We start from the raw sequence: 17,336 nt of genomic DNA on the forward strand, positions 1-17,336 counted from the left end.
CAGCTCAAAGTCCCAAAGTCACGGCGCGGCGTTTGTTTCTGAGTACGAGAAAGTGAAAATGCTTCGCAAGGAATCGCGCGGCGCAACTGAGGACCCAAGGGTGATGCATTGTGTGCCGAAAGGCTTGTGCGAAACGCCTTTCACGAACTGCCTCGGTGACATCGACCCAGCGAAGCTGGGTTTCGAGGGTTCGCTGTCGATGCGCACACGCGTGGGCTAACCTTCCTGACAGCGCGTGCGATGCGCGGAAACGCGCGTTTGCTTCGAGCATGCCTCGAAGCGCCCGTCGATCCGCTGACTTGTCTGTGGAAAGCGAATCATCACGTCTGCGATAGTGGTAACCCATAGCCGGATAGACGACCATTTCCGCTTCGTGCCTGACCAACACGCGCAACAAAAGATCGAAGTCTTCGGCGGAGCGAACCCGCTCGTCATACCGAAGCTCTGACAGCAGTTCGGTTCTGATCATGGGCTGCAGATAGCCGAGTTGCGGCGCTTTGACAAGCGCAACGGCATCGACGGTCCTCGCGGTCCGCAGGCCAAGCAGCGAATACCCGGTCAGCGAGCCGCTTTCGCTCATGATGAGCAAGTCGTCCGCTACAATGCCCGCGCCGTCCGATTCGGCCCTTGCGAGCATCGACTGAAGGCGTCCGTCCGCAAACACATCATCACTGTCGAGGATCGTGATCCAGCGTCCTCGCGCACATGCCAGCGCACGGTTGCGCGCGACCGAGGGTCCCGCGTTGGAAGAAGATGTGAGGAGAACGATACGTGGGTCGTTAGCAGCAGCGGCGCGGACAATCTCAGTGCTGGCGTCGGTTGACGCATCATCAACAACGATCAGTTCCCAATCCGCGAGGCTCTGTCTTTGGACCGACCTGATCGCCTCTCCGATCCAGTTCTCTCCATTGAAGTTGGCCATCACGACAGTGACAGAAGGTGCCAACGCGGAAATGCTCGTACGATTCGCGGTGGCTGGCTCCTTGTCGTCGAAACCGCTTTGAAGTGCCGCCGATGCGAGATTTTTGACCCTTAAGCTCATAGTCATAGTTCTGACGCAAGTTTGCAAAGATTGTCGGACAGCGTTCTGCTGAAGTCGGGATAAGCGGAAATAGCGCGGGCGATGCCGTATCGCACCCCAAAGCGAGGGTGGAGATTTTCCAGATCGACGGGTTGCCTGCGACGATGCCCTCGCAGTCGGACTACCCAAGTAATAGAGGCAAAGCCCCGCTGAGTCGACAGATATTTGGTGGTCTCGGTGCGCGCCCCCACATATAACGATCGAATGGTGCGGGTTTGTCCTGGATAGGTGTGCGACGTATGCAGCACTGCCGATGGCAAAACAGGCCGAGGAATCCTGTGAGATCCTGCCAACACCACGGCGGTTTTACACGCAGGTCAGATGAAATCTGACCGTCCTGGCGCGGCCCGAACATATGCAAAACAGGTCGAAGCCAATTTAACGCAGAAGCCGAGTGAAGCGCCACTTTCCATATGTAAGTAGTGTAAGTGGCAGTTGAAACGCAACAGCGAACGTCGCATTCAGGTTGATTCTGTTGAAAAACCCGCCCAAGAAGCGAGATTTTGGCTATCCTGGAAGACATCGATCGACGGGAGTGCATCGTCATGATAGGTCTATATCACTGATCGCTTTTACAGCTCGGTCTTCCTTGACCCATGCGCGCATCCGTCGCTCGATTGCCGCGACCTGCTCATCCAGTTTTTCTGAGCCCATTCCACTGCTCACGTAGCGTATCGATTAGCGCTGCTGGGAGACGCTCGGCAACACTTGCCAGCACGTCCGGTATCGCCTTATCCAATGCCACCCGGCCTTTGCCCATCACTTCACCATATTCGGTGAGCAGTCCCCGCAGACTGTTGATTTGCATCGTGCGGAATTTCACTAGCTGGTCCCGCATCCGGTGCAGAGCCAGCATTGCCTGCTGCATTTCGGTCTTCACTGCGATCGACTTGCTGGGCTGCTGTGCAGCCAGCCAGATCGCTCGTGCGTCAGCTGCGTCATTCTTGTTACGTATATTGAACGCGTTCACGAAGACCGCCGGTATCAGCTTTCCCTGATGGCCCATCTTCGTAAACTGTCTCGCCCAGTGATGCGCTCCGCTACACGCCTCCATCCCGATCATGCATTGGGCACGGTTCGCAAAGTGCTCCAAAAATCTCGCGCGTCTGATCGGCTTATTCGCGATCTCGCCTGTCTCTTCGTCGATGTAATGCACCTGAAACACATTCTTCGCGATATACAAACCCACCGTCGTACAGGTCATTTTGGTTCCTCCAGGCGCCGGTACACCCGTAGATTTTGTGCCCCGAACGTTGTTGCTATTGGTCTCGCAGTAACGACGTCTTCTGAACCGACGCGTGGGCGGGACGCGTTCATTTCATTCAACAGGCTAGCGGTCAGGGTAGGCTCTTCTATTCATTTAACCTGGACAGTCATGTCCCGCATGACCACCTTCACGAAAACGCCAAGCCCGCTACGCAAGTCTATGACGCATCGACTCCGTTCACTGAGGCTACCCCGTGCTCGTTTGATCCCTACGTGTTGAACCCCGCGGGAACGAATTACAACGTGCCGAACTTCCACCGCATTATCGTTCACAGACAGACCACGCCGATGGAATGGACGAAGTTCACGTTTGATCCGACGAAGAACGCACCGAACGGGCTCGATGCCGTTCTCGTGGTCGCGGCAGAAAGTTGCGCTGAACTAATTGCCAATATGATTCGCCGAGGGTTTGCCGAGACAAACCTATCGTCGTGATATTTGACGAGGGCGAATCGAGTTCGACCAGCTGCTGCGGAGCCCGTCGCTGTCGATCGGGGCCACTCCGCGGCGTCCGAGAACAAGTGCAACCGCCGCGGATTCCGTGCAGACTCCAGCTCTCGAGAGAATGGAGCCGTGAACAGGAAAGTACCGAAGTTTTCCCTAGAAGTCCCGGAGCAAGACGCGCCCCGGGTGCGCGATCAGCCTAGCGAACATCCGTCGATGGGGCGGCGGTCGACCAGTACAACAATGAACGGGAACATCAGGGACGATGGTGTTACGGCAAGGCCCCGATGCGCACCTTTCTCGATTCACTACAACTCGCCAGGGAGAAACTCATTCCCATTGATCGCGTCTTCTCTATCGGCCCAGACTACCTGCCAGATCGAGTTCCAGCCAACACACTTCAGCTATGGGATTCGTGAAACAGGGGCAAGGTCACTTTCCGGCCCTGAACGCTCCCCGAGATCATTGGAAAGATACCCCGTGGAAAAGTGCTCATCGTCCACCACCGTCTGGACGTTCGTCGCTTCCGATTCGCAGACCGCGAAAAAAGTAACCTGCGGGCGCCTTTTAATCGCAAGAATAAGCCTATTTTCCGCCGTGCTCTAACCTCCGGCCCACTTCCTGCCGACATCCAGTAGTATCTCTTACCTGACGCGAGGCTCGAAAAGGTAATTACTACCGAATCACTATCGCTTATTCCCTTTTTGCGAATTCGCTCGCTGGCTGCGCAAAGGCAGATCAAGTGAGGATCGCTCCGGTAATCGAAATCCCTCCGACAAGCAGTTCGATAGAAAACGCGGCGCCTTGATGAACGCCTGGGAGCCGTCGTCCGATCGTATTGCAGCGGTTTGATAAGCATACCGAATTAAAAGGTGCAACCACTTTCTGGCGCACGTCAGACCCGTGTGACTCGAGCGCTTACCAACTGAATTTGGCCGGGTCTTCCGGCTGCGGATTATTTCTGTGATCAATCGACGACGATTTCTCGGCTGCCTGACGGCAGCTGCAAGCAGCTATGTACTGGTTGCGTGCGGTGGCGGGAGCAACAGCGACGCCACTGCGCCTCGCAGCAACAGCAGTGCGGCCAAGGCAAACGCCAGCGTATCCACCTCACCTAACGGCACGACAACCCCGCCGGCAGCGTCCATTGTCGACGCCTCCGGCATCATGTGGACGACCTCCAACGGGTATATCTACAGGAACGGGACCAAAGACCCCTACTCGTACAACGTCACAATGCTGCTGTGGTACAACGGCAGCGTCTTCCAGCAGAACACGAACGGGGATTACTATGTGTGGCTTGGGACGGGGTGGACAAACTCTGTCGATCCGCGCCTCATTGCGGCCAACGGTACGACTTCTGCCAACGGCACGACATCCCCGCCGGCGTCCGCCATTGTCGACGCCAGCGGCAGTGTGTGGATGACCGCCAACGGGTATATCTACAGGAACGGGACCAAAGACCCCTACTCGTACAATGTCGTGATGCTGCTGTGGTACAACGGCAGCGTCTACCAGCAAAACACGAGCGGAGATTTCTATCAGTGGATTGGGTCGGGATGGACACCGGCTTCCAATCCCTGCCTCGGGGGCACTTCGTCCAACGGCACGACAACCCCGCCTGCGGCATCCATTGTCGACGCCAGCGGCATCGTGTGGATGACCTCCAACGGGTATATCTACAGGAACGGGATCAAAGACCCCTACTCGTACAACGTCGCGTTGCTGCTGTGGTACAACGGCAGCGTCTACCAGCAGAACACGGGCGGGGATTTCTACAAATGGCTTGGGACGGGCTGGACACCCTCTGTCGATCCGCGCGTCGGGGGTAATATTTCGGCCAACGGCACGACAACCCCGCCGGCGACGTCCATTATCGACGCCTCCGGCATCGTGTGGACGACCTCCAACGGGTATATCTACAGGAACGGGACCAAAGACCCCTACTCGTACAACGTCACAATGCTGCTGTGGTACAACGGCAGCGTGTACCAGGAAAACACGAGCGGCAATTTCTATCAGTGGCTTGGGTCGGGATGGACGTCGTGTATCGATCCGCGCCTTGGCGGCACTTCGGCAGACGGCACGACGATTCCGTCCGCCGCCTACATCATCGACAAGTCCAGCAACATCTGGACGCTTTCGAACGGCTACATCTACAAGAACAAGGTCAAGGATCCGTCCTCCTCCAACGTGAGCCTGCTGTTGTGGTATGGCGGCATGATCTACCAGTCGGGGACGGGCGGGCAGTTCTCTGTCCTGACATGGAACGGCAACTGGTTACCGTGTACGGACCCGCGTATCGCCGCGGCGGCGACGCCGGGCGCGTTCTACGGCATCAACGGGCACTACGATTATCCGTTTACGCCCGCGCAGGTCGTCGGCGCGCTGCGTGCGCTAGGATGCACGACGTATCGCGTCGGCGTTTTCAACACGCCGACCCAGATAAACGCGTTGGTAGCCCTGGCAAGCGCTTTCAAGTCCGCCGGACTGACGCTTTTCCCGCTCGTCGAATACGGGCTCCGTGACACAAACAACAACCTGTACACGAGTGAATCGGCGGCCTATCAGGCTTCATTCTCAGGGGCTGCGGCGATTGCCACGGCGCTGGCGCCGTATGGCGTCACGATGTACGAATGTGGCAATGAACTGACCCGCGACGGGGCGATCATCCTGAATTCGGCAACGGCCGGAACAGGCAGGGGCGACTTCAACAACGCGAACTGGCCGATGTTGCGCGGCGCGATGCGCGGCATGATCGATGGCATCAAATCCGTGCAGCCGAACGCCAAGTGCGGCATCAACTTCTGCGTGGCGGATATCGCCGCCTCCGACATGCTATGGGATGGCTTGCAGCCGAATGGAACGAGCGGTTACCCTAAGGTTCGCTGGGACATCACGACGTGGCACAACTACCAGCCTTATGGCGATATCTTCGACGTAGGCTCGGACGGTGCCGGTCCAGGCTTCAACCTGCCGATCTACTGCAAGGCGCGCTATGGAGTGCCGTTCATCATCTCCGAATGGAACGCCGCCCCCGAAGATACCGAAGCGTTCCGCGCGACCTACGTCAGTCAGCAACTCGGCGAATTCTATGCGGCGCGCAAGACGTCTGCGGTTCAGTCGGTGATGTACTACGACTTGACGAGTGGTGACCAGACGTTCGGCATCGTCTCGAACAGTCTGGTACCGATCCAGCCGACTTACGGTGCGTTCCAGAGCTTCGTCGCAGCGAATCCTGACACCTGAGCCGATGCGGACGCCAGAGTCGGTATTCGCGATCGTCACGGCACTAGCATGTCTCGATATGCCGAATGTGCGTAAACGCTAGCGTTTTCACACCTGGCTTCTGCGTTTGAGAAGGTCCGCAATTGCGTCGGCAGCGAACGCTTCGAACGCTGTGAACGCAAATCACGGCTGGGACAACCGGAGCTTTCTTGCCTCTGCGGGTGACACGCATTGGTGGCGGCAATCACGGTTTCGATTCCGCAAATGGCTCAATGAGACGGGATCGCTTCGGATTTGACAATGGGGGCTACACCGGAACCGCTACTTTCCGGAACGTGCGGAAAAGCTGCGCGTCATCGTTCAACGTTTTTCTAGTTCTAGAGGTTCGATATGGGAAGTCTCAGCATCGGTCATTGGCTAATCGTTCTGGCCATTACTTGCGGCACATATCGCTTTGTCGGTGCCATGTCCTGATCGCGGCATCCGTGTCGAGGACTTGCTGGTGAAGCACCCTGAGGTGGTCCATGAGGCGCTGAATCAGTTGCCGGAACAGTCCGGGTAATTCGTTGGAAGCGTCTTCGATAATCTCTGGCACGCATCCGGCGATATGCGCAATCCCTTGAGGGATGACGATGCCGTACTCGCTGAGCAGGCCGCGGATCTGATTGGCCTGTGCCGTGCGTGCGCTGACGAAGCCTTGGCGTGCCCGATGCAATGCCAGCACCGCCTGCTGTTCGATGTTCTTGATTGGCACAAAGCGCATGTTCGGTCGGGCGACGGCTTCGCAGATCGCCTCGGCGTCAGCAACGTCGTTCTTGTTCGTTTTTGCGTAGGGTTTGACGAATTGCGCCGCCATTAGTCTTACGGTGTGACCCATGCCTTGCAGCTTGCGTGCCCAGTAGTGGGCACCACTGCAAGCCTCCATGCCAACGAGCGCGATTCGCAAAGAACGTCGCCATCTGTTCGCGCTTCATCTGCTTCTTCAGAACTACCTTGCCATGCCCGTCGACACCGTGAAGCTGGAACACGTTTTTTGCCAGATCGATACCAATGGTTGTAGCCTTCATGATGGGCGCTCCCGTCCGTGAAGTGGTTGATACGCAACTCCACTTTGGCACGCAGATGCCGTTTCGGGTGGGGGCGTCCATCCCATTGCTTCGGAGCGGTGGGTTCAGGGAGCGGACTGACGCAGCGAAACCCCGAGCGCACCTTCACTGTCCTCCAGCCCATGTCGGCTTCAGATCCAATCACTGCCCATGCTGCCTGTTTAAAGCAAAAAACAAGTTAATGTCTTCACGCCGCCTAGGTATTGCCTATACCGTCGAGGAAGAGATCCACCAGGTGGGCAACGCGCGATTTCGTCGCGCCGCCTTGCTCGACGGCGAGAGCGATCGCCGTGACTACGCACACGAGATCGTCGACCGAGACGTCCTTGCGAACCGTCCCTGTCATTTGGGCACGATGGAGCAGCCGGCGCCCCTCTTCACGCCCGGCGCGACAGCCAGCGGTACCTTCCTGCAGTACCGTTCCCAGCAACGCAGCCAACCCGCGATAGTGGGTCGCGTGGTTCACGAGCTCCTTGACGAAGGCGCGTACGGAAGCGTTCGGTTCCAGCTTGTCATCGCGTGCGCGGCTTGCTTCGGCGAGTGACAGGAGGCGCTCATCACTCGTCGCGGCGAGGAGCGCGTCGCGCGTCGGGAAGCGACGATAGAGCGTGCCGATACCAACGTTGGCACGCTTCGCGATATCGTCGAGCGAGGCCTCAGCGCCGCGTTCGAGAAACAGCGCGTCCGCCGCTTCGAGAATGCGTTGCCGGTTGCGGGCTGCGTCGGCACGCAGCGGTGCTTCGTCGGTCGTGGAACGCTTGCTCTTCATCCTTGCCTTGATTTTTCTTGATAAGTGGATGATGCCTCCATATACTAAGTGGAGCAATTCTCCACTTAACCTAGAGATCTTCTATATGGCAAAGCGATTCGAGAGCAAGGTTGTGGCGATCACCGGCGGCAGCGAGGGCATCGGCCTTGCGAGCGCCAGGCTTTTCGCGGACGAAGGAGCCCAGGTCTACATCACGGGCCGCAGGCAAAGTCGACTAGACGAGGCGATACGAGAAATCGGCAACGGTGCCGTCGGCGTTCAGGGGGACGCAAGTAACCTCACCGATCTTGATCGACTCTATGAGCGCATCCGGCGCGACCACGGTAGACTCGACGTCGTTTTCGCAAATGCTGGCGTTGCCGAAGTCGAGCCGCGACCGCTCGGCACCATCGACGAGGCGGGGTTCGACCAACTTTTCGGCCTCAATGTGCGTGGCACGCTCTTCACTGTGCAGAAGGCTTTGCCGCTACTTTCGTCAGGTGGCGTTGTCGTCCTCAATGGCTCGGTGGCTGGCAGCAAAGGCTTTCCTGGCCAGTCGCTTTACAACGCAAGCAAGGCGGCTGTGAGGTCGTTCGCGCGAAGCTGGACGGCAGACCTGAGGGAGCGAGGCATCCGCGTGAACGTGGTCTCGCCGAGCGGCACCGAGACACGCCCAATGCGGAGCTACCTCGATGCGCGGCCGGGAGTCGAAGATATGCTGAAGCAACTCGTGCCGATGGGGCGCTTGGGCCGGCCAGATGAGATAGCGCGCGCCGTGCTCTTCCTGGCGTCGACCGAAAGCAGCTATATCGCAGGCGTCGAGCTCTACGTTGACGGTGGCTCACTCGCCGTTTGAGCCTTATGTCACTGTCGCATGGGCCGTTTTCCGCGGTGATTGAGCGCCGGTATAGCGAATCTTGTCGGGTCGCAGTTGCTTCGGGGTATTTATTTCTTCGAGCGTGCGGCACTGTGCGTCCGTTGGTCTACGTCTTGCGGACGCGCGGATCGTGCAGATGGTAGTCGGGCCGATAGGGTCAGCTCGCCAATGGCCGCTTACCGGCACCCTGGTTCGCAAAACCTGAATTTGGCTGACCGACCGGTTCGGAGAAAGCTATCTGACCGGAGCGGGTCGAAAGTGTGACTTCGCGGATGTAGAAAGCTGCCGCTCCTTTGCTTCATGCCGACAATGTCGCAATCGGCCGCATCGCTGACGTAAAACCGATCCGCTCACACGGCGCCTTTGGCCGAATTGTGTGCGTAGCTCGTCCGTCAGGTTTGGGAGTCGTGCAGGATGGGATGCTGCGCCTCCCATTCACGGCGGGTTTTCGCGAGTTCGTCAGCAAGTAATTGCTCTTCCGGAAGCACGGTTTGATACTCCGCGGCAAGCACTTTGTTAGGCAGGCCGTCAAGCGCATAGCGCGCGATTGCCGCGTTTGTTCTCGCGCAAAGGATCAAGCCGACCGGCGGATTCTCATCGGGTAAAGTCCAATGTTCCTTCGCGTAATTGCAGTACATATATGCATCTGGCCGACGTCAGCATGATTCAGCTCGGTCAGCTTGAGATCGATGATCACCAGACATCGCAGCCGCCGGTGAAAGAAGAGCAGATCCACGCGAAACCAGCTGTCGCCGATCCGTAATCTCCGCTGCCGCCCGACTAATGTGAAGTCGCCACCCAGCTCGAGCAGGAAGTCCTCGAGCCGATGGAGTAGCGCTTCTTCAAGGTCGCTTTCGGAGTACTCGTCCTTGAGGTCCAGGAACTCGAGGACATAAGGATCCTTCATTGCTTCTTCTGGCGTCACGAGGTCGCCGGGTTTTGCGACAGTGCCCTTTTTGAGCATCGCACGCATATCTTTGGACAGCAATGTGCGCGTGTAGAACTAACTGTCCATCTGCCGTTCGAGCTGTCGCACGCTCCAGCCGCCGCGCAATGCTTCGGTTTCGTAGAACGCACGCTCTTCGGGCGAGCGCATCCGTCGCATCAGCCGCACATAGTGCGTCCAGGACAAGGGGAAGCGCTCGGCCAACTGTTGAAGCGAGAAAATCCGAACCGGCGATTCGGATTTTGTCTTGGGCTCCTGTGTCCGGGATTTCCGAATCACTGATTCGGAAATCTCACCCGGCGGATAGCTCTGGTAGAACAGGCGCATCAATTCCAGATTGTCTGCACCGAAACCCCGACCGAACTGCCTCGTCAGATCTGCGGAAAGTCGCTGCAGGAGCGCCTGCCCGTAAGCGGCGCGCCCCTGCCCACCCTGCTCAGATTCAACGATCCGGCGCCCGACAGCCAATATGTCGCCGTCATCAGCGCATTGATGCTCCGCGCCGCTGTCCGGCGACCCTCCTCCAATAGCTTGACCACGTCAGCGAGTGTGTCGCTTTAGGCGCCTTCAGGCAGTATCAGGTCATTCATTGTTTCTGCTTTCACTGGTCTCATCGAAAGGAGGATACCCGACTGGAACTCCCGGGACAGCCCCTCGCTCGCCTTCGCAAGACTAATCCATTTCGACATGCTGCGTCAGATTCATCCATCGTCTGCCTCCAACCCGCGGCTTGCACCATAGAGCCGTGCGCTCAGTCGGCATCGACCGGTAATCAAGTGCATCCTGGCGCGACGACAGTCCGGATTGATCACCCTTTTGGCAGCTGGTTTTCGGGCGAAGCCTCGGCATGGTGGTGGATGACTTTGACCGTTAGTTGCACTTCAGCCGGAGACATTGAGGGACTGCGGCTGCAGCGAGACCTCGCAACGCCCCAACACTTCGCCCGCAGTTGTGCATTGCCGTTTGACAGGCGGCCTCTCCTTCCCCGTCAGTCTTACGGTGAGCTTCCACGCAACTTGTCGTGCATTCACCTCACGAAGGTGGCGGCATCACCTTCTTCCGCAAACGATTAAGGTGAGCTGGAAAGGTCCAATTCAATGACAAGCAAACGTTTGGTGGATCTTTTCTTGTCAGCACACTCCTACAGCCACAAATATTTCGTATGTAGAACATTCACGGCGATTGCATAAATTATCTTAAGATGGATTCCAACGGCGGGTCTCACTCGTGGAGACCCCAAGTGAACAAATACGAAGTTTTGCCCACACGGCAGTTATTGGACTCTAGCGGGGTGGTTGGGATGGCCGAGGCGGATCTTCATTCTTGGCGCGAGCAAGCGATGTGGCGGGTGTTTCCGAAGAACCCCGAGAAGGAACAAGCGATATTGCGCATGGTTTTTGGAACCGTGGTTCTGCTCGCGTACCTGGCTTTCACCTTGATTTGTCATTCGACAGTCGCCTACTCAACGATGGTGACGGTCGCGATTTACGTGGTGTTCGGTATCATGACGTACGTCGCCACGAAGGTCGGACCAGCGCGCTCACACCTCCGGTTAACTCTCACCACGGTTGTCGACCAGGCAACGGTGACGACAGCTCTGGCAATTGGCGGCAGGGCCGCGCTTCCGCTGCTCTGGGTGGTTTTTTGGTTACTGGTGGGTGCCGGCTGCCGTTACGGCCGACGAATGCTGGCGCTGTCATGTGCGGTGGCGCTCGCTGGATTCGTAAGCCTGATGTATTGGCAACCGTGGTGGCGGACAAACATCGAGGCCGGACTGGGTTTGACGTTTAGCGTTGCAGCAATATCCCTCTACCTGGCGGTGCTGGTGTATCGACTCGAAAAGCGGGCTGCGACTGACCCCCTGACGGGGCTAAGCAATCGCCTCCGACTTGAGCAGGTGATTGGGCGAACGCTGACCGGTCGAGGTACCGAAGTCGGTCAGACTGCCTTGTTCCTGATAGACCTGGACGGTTTCAAAGAAGTGAACGACGCACACGGACATGCGGTAGGTGACGAATTGCTGCGGAGTTTTGCCATGGCCCTGGTAAGCCGGATGCGCCGCGGTGACACGCTCGCACGATTGGGCGGAGATGAATTCGTAGTCCTTGCACACCACGTATGCGACCAGGAAGGCGCGCTCAGAATCGCCGATAGTATTCACGTCATCCTGAGCAACGTGCGAACCGCTGGCGGACATCGGACTGCCGTTTCGGCCAGCATTGGAGTGTGCATGCTGCTGACGGAAGGCACCGGAGGCAGCTCTCTCGACACCCAAACATTGATGCGTGCCGCGGATAGCGCAATGTACCGGGCGAAAACGCGGGGTAAGGGGCAGACAGAGTTTGCCGATGCAACCGACATGCAGCCGCTATGCTGAACGACCGCTTCGGGCAATTCCCAAGGGCCGATGATGGTCCGAAAATGTGAGTTCGGTGAAGCTAACGCGGGTCTCCGTCAACCTGAATCCCACTGGAAAGTGTATCTGCCGGTGATGGAGCTGTCGTTCGAGATGATGGTGTCCGCCATCATCGCGGCCGAGAAGCGCCGCCATGTTTGTGCTACACCAATTTCGTACGTCCGGGCGTTGTTTAGCCGCGCACTGGTTGGCGTCTACGTCATCTATAAGGTGGTGACTTTTCGTGCATCGGAACAACCGCTCCAGGGAGGGCATCGAACGGAGGCGGTGGTTGCCATGTTCCTTTCCCGAACGGGCCTGCCAACCAATCTTGCGACCATTACCCTCCAACTGGCGATTGGTCTGGCGCTTCTTGTCGGCGGGGCTAAAGGACTTATTCGCGGTGTTGAAGGCAGTCGCACCGCTGATCATGATGGTTTCTGCTCGGCAGGTTTCAGGTTCATCATCTAGGTTTCCGTTAGAGCGGCCGATGCGTTCGGCTCTCGACGCGACGTACCGATGCACACGTAAAGGCACAAATGATTCGCGCACGCCGGCCGCGGCGTGCGCCCGCGCCGCTCTTTCGTCTGATCCGACTTCCCCGGCCAAGCGAGGGTGGCCGCGCGTACTGGTCCGCGTCGAACCCGCACTACGTTGACGCGGCCTATCCATCTGCCCTACCGCGCCGCCGAGCAGGAGTTTCGTCCTCGGGTTGCGAGATAATCTGCGCCGTTTCCTGCATGCTGTGTGTCGCGGGCCCCTGGTCTCCCGTGAGAATCGAGGACCCGAATCCAACGGTCGCATCTTCGAGCACACCTGTCATCACGAGGAAGCCCCGATTCACGCGTTGCTCGGCGTCATTCACGACATCCGCAAACGAGTCCAGCAGGATTTCGGTCGCATGGCGCCAGTAGGCAGCCGCTTTCGCCGATCCGGCAAGGACATAGCTCGCCTGCAGCCGCCACGCGCCCAGCGGCGACCTTTCTTCAAGCGCCTTCGATGCGACCGCAAATTGTTCGTCAATTGAAGTCTTTACTGCCGTGCGGTTCAGTTCGAACAACCTTTCCGCCACATCGACAAAAAGATTAACTGCCGCGCGACCCTCGGCACTGCCCACCGCAGCCCGTTCGGTCTCGCCTCCATTACCCGGAAGTACCAGAAGCGTTTCGCTCGCCATAACTGTCTCCTCGAATGCGATGATCTGCAGGTACCAGTCGCAAAGGACCGGCGCGAAAATGATGCAGCCTAGCCCGCCGCAAAGACCATTCCCGCCGACCGGTACTCGAGCGGCTTCGCACGAAAATATTCTGGCGTGCGTCGAGCAGAAACGGAGGGGTAGCCGGCATCAGTCACATCCGCGAACACAATATTGGCGTCGCATGACAAGCCGCGGCCAATGATAGATTCGGGCTTTTCATCATTCGTGCGCCGCGTGGGGGTATTTCTCACTAGATGGACAGGCTAACGCATCGGATGTTCGAAATTTACCCTCGTCTATAATTCACGAGCCAGAACATCAATGATCGCACGGAGCCCTATTTTATGAGTCAACCCCGCGGACGACATGCGGGACCTCGGGACAGCGGCCAACGCCAACCTCGTCACATGAAAAAGTCACCGCCCAACAGGCAGGGACAACGGTACGTGAAGGCACCGCCTCGAGACTCCACTCAGACTTCGTCGATTTTCAAAACACGATCATTTCAGTTTCTCGTCGATGCCGTGGGCGCAGAGAATATCGCGCTCGGACTCGACTCGAACATGACGCGAGTGGCCGAACTGATGAAGGGCGAAAGATTCACGCCCGAGACCGCTTTTCATATGGAAACCACGCTTGGGCTTCCGCACGGTTTCTTTGATCAGCCCCATCCTGCGCTCGCGCCCGAAACCATCGCCCGTCTGAAGTCACCGCTCGACTTTGTCAAATCAGACGACGAGCCCGAGGTTGAGTCTGAAACGCCAGTACCGACTTCCGCCCCGATCGGCGGCCAACAACCCATGCTGGAAGATAACCTGTCCGAGGAAACGGAAATGCCAAAGAGAGCAACGGGCGGGTCGCCGGTGACCGTCAAACAGAGTCGAAGCCAGATGGCCAGACCGACTGGCACCCATGCACCAGGAAAAGATTCATCTCCGAAGTCCAGAGCCTCTTCTGAAGCGACCCGGCAGCACCCGCTGGCGTTAGACGACAGCGCTACGGTCGAAAACATTCGACGGCAGAACCTCCACGTCCTCACGGGTCGCAACGGATCCAAAGCGCGACTTGGTGTAGTCCTATCCATGACCAAGTCAAACATGGCACATCGGCTATATGGCAAGAAGCGCATGGACGATGTCGAGGCGAACCGTTTCACGGAGCGATTTGGTTTGCCGACTGGCTGGTTGGACTCGCCGCGCTCGGAAGCGGAGATTCCCGAGTCGGTGTCACGGCTGCTCACTCCTGCTTCGCGCGGACGTGCGTCCGCGGATCAACATGAGCCGATTGCGGCCACCGCGAACGACGATGCGTCAGGAAGACCCGCAAATTCGAAGGTGCACACGCGGCGCGCGCGGACGGGCGTCCCGGTTGAGCCAGAAAGCGCCTCGCCTGCTTCAGCGGATGTCGGAGAAGCGACAGAGGCAATCGTCGTCAGCCAGCAATATCACATAAGCGGTGCCTCCGCCGAGGCCGCCGGTCGCTCCTCTGAAGGCAGTGATGGCAAGCTGCCGGTGGTCACACCGCCCACCGCTGAACTGCTTCCAGCCGCTGCAATCCCGCAGCAAAACCCCGTGTCGCTCCCCGCTTCCGTCACCAGCCTGGACAACCTTGTCGGTATCGCGCCAATCGCGGAAGCGTTGATCAAGACGCTGGCAGGTAAGGCACGCACGGGCCGATTGGACGAATTGAAGGCTCTGGAACTTCTGCAGCAGGCAGTCCTGCTGTGAGTCGGCGGTAGCGTACGACGATCCGCTGTCCGATGAGGCGTGCAGCGCATTGAGCCGTCCGGCCCCGGTGCGCTCCACAACGGCCTATGCGGTCGACGATCGGGAGCGCCTGCCGTCCCCGAAACAGCGCAACCCGCTTATGCACGAGTCTACGCGTTAATGGTCGAGAAATGGCCGAAGCCTGGCGGCGCGACTCGGGTGCATCAGCTTTCGCATTGCCTTGCTTTCGATCTGCCGGATGCGTTCGCGCGTCAGGTCGAACTGTTTGCCCAGCTCCTCGAGCGTATAGTCAGTCGATGTATCGATCCCGAAACGCATCCGCAACACCTTCGCTTCACGCGGCGACAATGCATCGAGCGCCTCATCGATTGCGACGCGCAGGTTCGCTTGCACGGCCGCATCTGCGGGCGATGCCGCCATCGGGTCTTCGATCATATCGCCAAGTGTCGCGTCGGCATCCTCACCCACTGGCGTCTCGAGCGATACGGGTTGCCTCGCGACCTTCAACATGCCGCGAACCTTCTCTTCCGGCAGTTCCATGCGCTGCGCCAACGCGGCAGGATGAGCCTCGCGTCCGGTCTGCTGCAGGATCTCGCGGGAAATCCGGTTCAGCTTGTTGATCGACTCGATCATGTGCACCGGCACCCGGATCGTGCGGGCCTGATCCGCAAGCGAACGCGTCACTGCCTGCCGCACCCACCATGTTGCGTAGGTTGAAAACTTCCAGCCGCGTCGATATTCGAATTTGTCGACGGCTTTCATCAGGCCGATATTTCCTTCCTGGATGAGATCCAGAAAGTGCATGCCCCGGTTCACGTATTTTTTCGCAATGGAGATCACGAGCCGCAGGTTGGCCTCGATCATCTCGCGCTTTGCTTGCCGCATCTTTGACTCAGCCGCCATCATCTGCCGGTTGATTTTCTTCAGCTGCTGCAACGACAGTCCGACCTTCGCTTCGATATCGAGAAGCTTCTGCTGTTCGGCCTGAATTGCCGGCAGACTACGTTCGAGCGCGTCGCCGTACGCGCGCGACGCCGCCGCCGTGTTTTCAGTCCACGTGAGATCAGTTTCTTGTCCAGGAAACGACGCGACGAATTTCTCGCGCGGCATGCCGCACCGGTCAACGGCAATTTGCAGGATATGCCGCTCGACCGCACGCACCTGTGCGACCTGCTGTTGCACGTCGGTACATAGCCGGTCGATGGTTCGCGCCGTAAAGCGAATGGGCGCCAGCTCGCGCTGGATAGCTTCGCACAGGTGAACGTGGGTCACGCGCCCCTTACCCTGCGCAGCACAGGAACCGGAAATCTGCTCGAACAGTTCGCGCACTCGTGCAAATATAGCGAGGCTGTCGCTCGCGAGCTGTTTCAGACGCGCTTCGTTCGCCCTCGCCGTGTCCCGCTCTTCGAACTCACTGTCCTCATCGCCCTCGTCGCTCCCGGCGTCGTCATCATCTTCGATGGCCTGCTCGATGTCCGGCGTTTCAGCCTGGTCCGACGAGGACAGTTCGACCGATTCGGTTTCCTCATTGATGCCATCAACCAGTTCGTCGATGCGCAGCTCACCGGCTTCAACCTGCTTCGCGCTCAGAAGGATCGCGGAGATGGTCGCCGGGCAGGCCGCAATCGCCTGGACCATTTCGTGGAGGCCGTCTTCAATGCGCTTCGCAATCTCAACCTCGCCCGCGCGAGTCAACAATCCGGTCGCGCCCATTTCACGCATGTACATCCGGACGGGATCGGTCGTGCGCCCGAATTCCGAATCAACGGTAGAAAGCGCGACCTCGGCCTCCTCGTCGGCCTGGTCATCCGACATGGCTGCCGGCGCCGCGTCGTTCAAAAGCAGCGCCTCCGCTGAAGGTGCCTGCTCGTAGACTGCTACGCCCATGTCATTGAAGGTGCTGACAATGGTTTCAATGGCAGCGGTCTGCGCGAAGTTGTCCGGCAGATGATCGTTGATTTCGGCATGGGTCAGGTAGCCGCGCTCCTTGCCGAGCTGGATGAGTGCTCGCATCTGGCGCTGCTGCTCATCGTCCCGCGACACTGTTTCCACCGGCAGCAGGGTTGCGGCGGCCTTGCCCCTCGATGCGCGCCGGGCCGACGCGGTCGGCGCGGATGTAGCTATGTCCGGACGTGAGTTGCTCCGATCAACGTTTGCCATACATTCTCCAGGAGGGGTTTGCCCAACGATCGCGAGTCCACGGGCCGCCGACGCCAGAGCGGGAAAGCCATGCACATTCCAAGGCTACAGGCGGGCACAACGGGGGATCGCAACGGGCAATGAACGCGGTTCGCAGACACGCGCGGGCGCTTGGGAAGCG

General features: G+C 58.5%; 9 protein-coding genes and 4 pseudogenes. 6 read left to right on the top strand and 7 right to left on the bottom strand.

Translation table 11 applies throughout. The features are described 5' to 3' along the window. Positions 1-4: 4 nt before the first annotated feature. Positions 5-1,042, bottom strand: coding sequence for a glycosyltransferase family 2 protein (locus QFZ94_RS06150; RefSeq protein ID WP_368585162.1), 1,038 nt, complete (start codon positions 1,040-1,042; stop codon positions 5-7). Positions 1,043-1,636: 594 nt separating this feature from the next. Next, positions 1,637-2,285, bottom strand: a pseudogene (locus QFZ94_RS06155) (IS110 family transposase); the annotation flags it as partial. Between the two features lie 350 nt (positions 2,286-2,635). On the opposite strand from QFZ94_RS06155, the gene QFZ94_RS06160 reads away from it, so the two are divergent. Further along, on the top strand, positions 2,636-2,782 hold the full coding sequence (locus QFZ94_RS06160) for a hypothetical protein (protein ID WP_429455909.1): 147 nt from the start codon (positions 2,636-2,638) through the stop codon (positions 2,780-2,782). Positions 2,783-3,754: 972 nt separating this feature from the next. Next, positions 3,755-6,040, top strand: coding sequence for a hypothetical protein (locus tag QFZ94_RS06165; protein ID WP_429455910.1), 2,286 nt, complete (start codon positions 3,755-3,757; stop codon positions 6,038-6,040). 415 nt (positions 6,041-6,455) lie between these two features. Here QFZ94_RS06165 and QFZ94_RS06170 read toward each other — a convergent pair. Both QFZ94_RS06170 and QFZ94_RS06175 read right to left on the bottom strand, forming a co-directional pair. Then, positions 6,456-7,086: pseudogene (locus tag QFZ94_RS06170) on the bottom strand (IS110 family transposase); the annotation flags it as partial. Positions 7,087-7,321: 235 nt separating this feature from the next. Beyond that, the gene (locus QFZ94_RS06175) at positions 7,322-7,894 is read right to left on the bottom strand and encodes a TetR/AcrR family transcriptional regulator (protein ID WP_429455911.1); all 573 of its coding nucleotides are present in this window, start codon (positions 7,892-7,894) and stop codon (positions 7,322-7,324) included. Positions 7,895-7,979: 85 nt separating this feature from the next. Here QFZ94_RS06175 and QFZ94_RS06180 point away from each other — a divergent pair, with 85 nt between their 5' ends. Further along, on the top strand, positions 7,980-8,729 hold the full coding sequence (locus QFZ94_RS06180; RefSeq protein ID WP_429457716.1) for an SDR family NAD(P)-dependent oxidoreductase: 750 nt from the start codon (positions 7,980-7,982) through the stop codon (positions 8,727-8,729). Between the two features lie 413 nt (positions 8,730-9,142). On the opposite strand, the pseudogene QFZ94_RS06185 reads toward QFZ94_RS06180, so the two are convergent. Next, positions 9,143-10,235: pseudogene (locus QFZ94_RS06185) on the bottom strand (PDDEXK nuclease domain-containing protein). 701 nt (positions 10,236-10,936) lie between these two features. Between QFZ94_RS06185 and QFZ94_RS06190 the strand changes: the two are divergent. Together QFZ94_RS06190 and QFZ94_RS06195 are read left to right on the top strand one after the other, a co-directional pair. After that, positions 10,937-12,073 carry a diguanylate cyclase domain-containing protein gene (locus QFZ94_RS06190; protein ID WP_429455912.1) on the top strand — a complete coding sequence of 379 codons (1,137 nt, stop codon included), beginning with the start codon at positions 10,937-10,939 and terminating at the stop codon, positions 12,071-12,073. A 198-nt stretch (positions 12,074-12,271) separates the two neighbouring features. Further along, positions 12,272-12,505, top strand: a pseudogene (locus tag QFZ94_RS06195) (sodium:calcium antiporter); the annotation flags it as partial. A 250-nt stretch (positions 12,506-12,755) separates the two neighbouring features. Here the strand turns inward: QFZ94_RS06195 and phaP are convergent. After that, a complete protein-coding gene (gene phaP, locus QFZ94_RS06200) occupies positions 12,756-13,268 on the bottom strand; it encodes a TIGR01841 family phasin (protein WP_410850596.1) in 513 nt (170 codons plus the stop codon). Between the two features lie 365 nt (positions 13,269-13,633). Between phaP and QFZ94_RS06205 the strand changes: the two genes are divergently transcribed. Then, positions 13,634-15,016 (top strand): hypothetical protein, encoded by a 1,383-nt coding sequence (locus QFZ94_RS06205; protein ID WP_429455913.1) that lies wholly within the window; start codon positions 13,634-13,636, stop codon positions 15,014-15,016. A gap of 156 nt (positions 15,017-15,172) precedes the next feature. Here QFZ94_RS06205 and rpoD read toward each other — a convergent pair whose 3' ends face one another. Next, positions 15,173-17,176 carry an RNA polymerase sigma factor RpoD gene (gene rpoD, locus QFZ94_RS06210; RefSeq protein WP_429457718.1) on the bottom strand — a complete coding sequence of 668 codons (2,004 nt, stop codon included), beginning with the start codon at positions 17,174-17,176 and terminating at the stop codon, positions 15,173-15,175. Between the last annotated feature and the right edge of the window lie 160 nt (positions 17,177-17,336).

Origin of the sequence: Paraburkholderia sp. JPY465 (assembly GCF_050436725.1) — a bacterium.
In the GTDB taxonomy this organism is placed as follows: domain Bacteria; phylum Pseudomonadota; class Gammaproteobacteria; order Burkholderiales; family Burkholderiaceae; genus Paraburkholderia; species Paraburkholderia youngii.

Bases quoted from the DNA above. Each gene is read 5' to 3' on its own strand.
- QFZ94_RS06150 (WP_368585162.1), bottom strand. From the start codon at position 1,042: ATGAGCTTAAGGGTCAAAAATCTCGCATCGGCGGCACTTCAAAGCGGT.
- QFZ94_RS06160 (WP_429455909.1), top strand. From the start codon at position 2,636: ATGGAATGGACGAAGTTCACGTTTGATCCGACGAAGAACGCACCGAAC.
- QFZ94_RS06175 (WP_429455911.1), bottom strand. From the start codon at position 7,894: ATGAAGAGCAAGCGTTCCACGACCGACGAAGCACCGCTGCGTGCCGAC.
- QFZ94_RS06180 (WP_429457716.1), top strand. From the start codon at position 7,980: ATGGCAAAGCGATTCGAGAGCAAGGTTGTGGCGATCACCGGCGGCAGC.
- phaP (WP_410850596.1), bottom strand. From the start codon at position 13,268: ATGGCGAGCGAAACGCTTCTGGTACTTCCGGGTAATGGAGGCGAGACC.
- QFZ94_RS06205 (WP_429455913.1), top strand. From the start codon at position 13,634: ATGAGTCAACCCCGCGGACGACATGCGGGACCTCGGGACAGCGGCCAA.
- rpoD (WP_429457718.1), bottom strand. From the start codon at position 17,176: ATGGCAAACGTTGATCGGAGCAACTCACGTCCGGACATAGCTACATCC.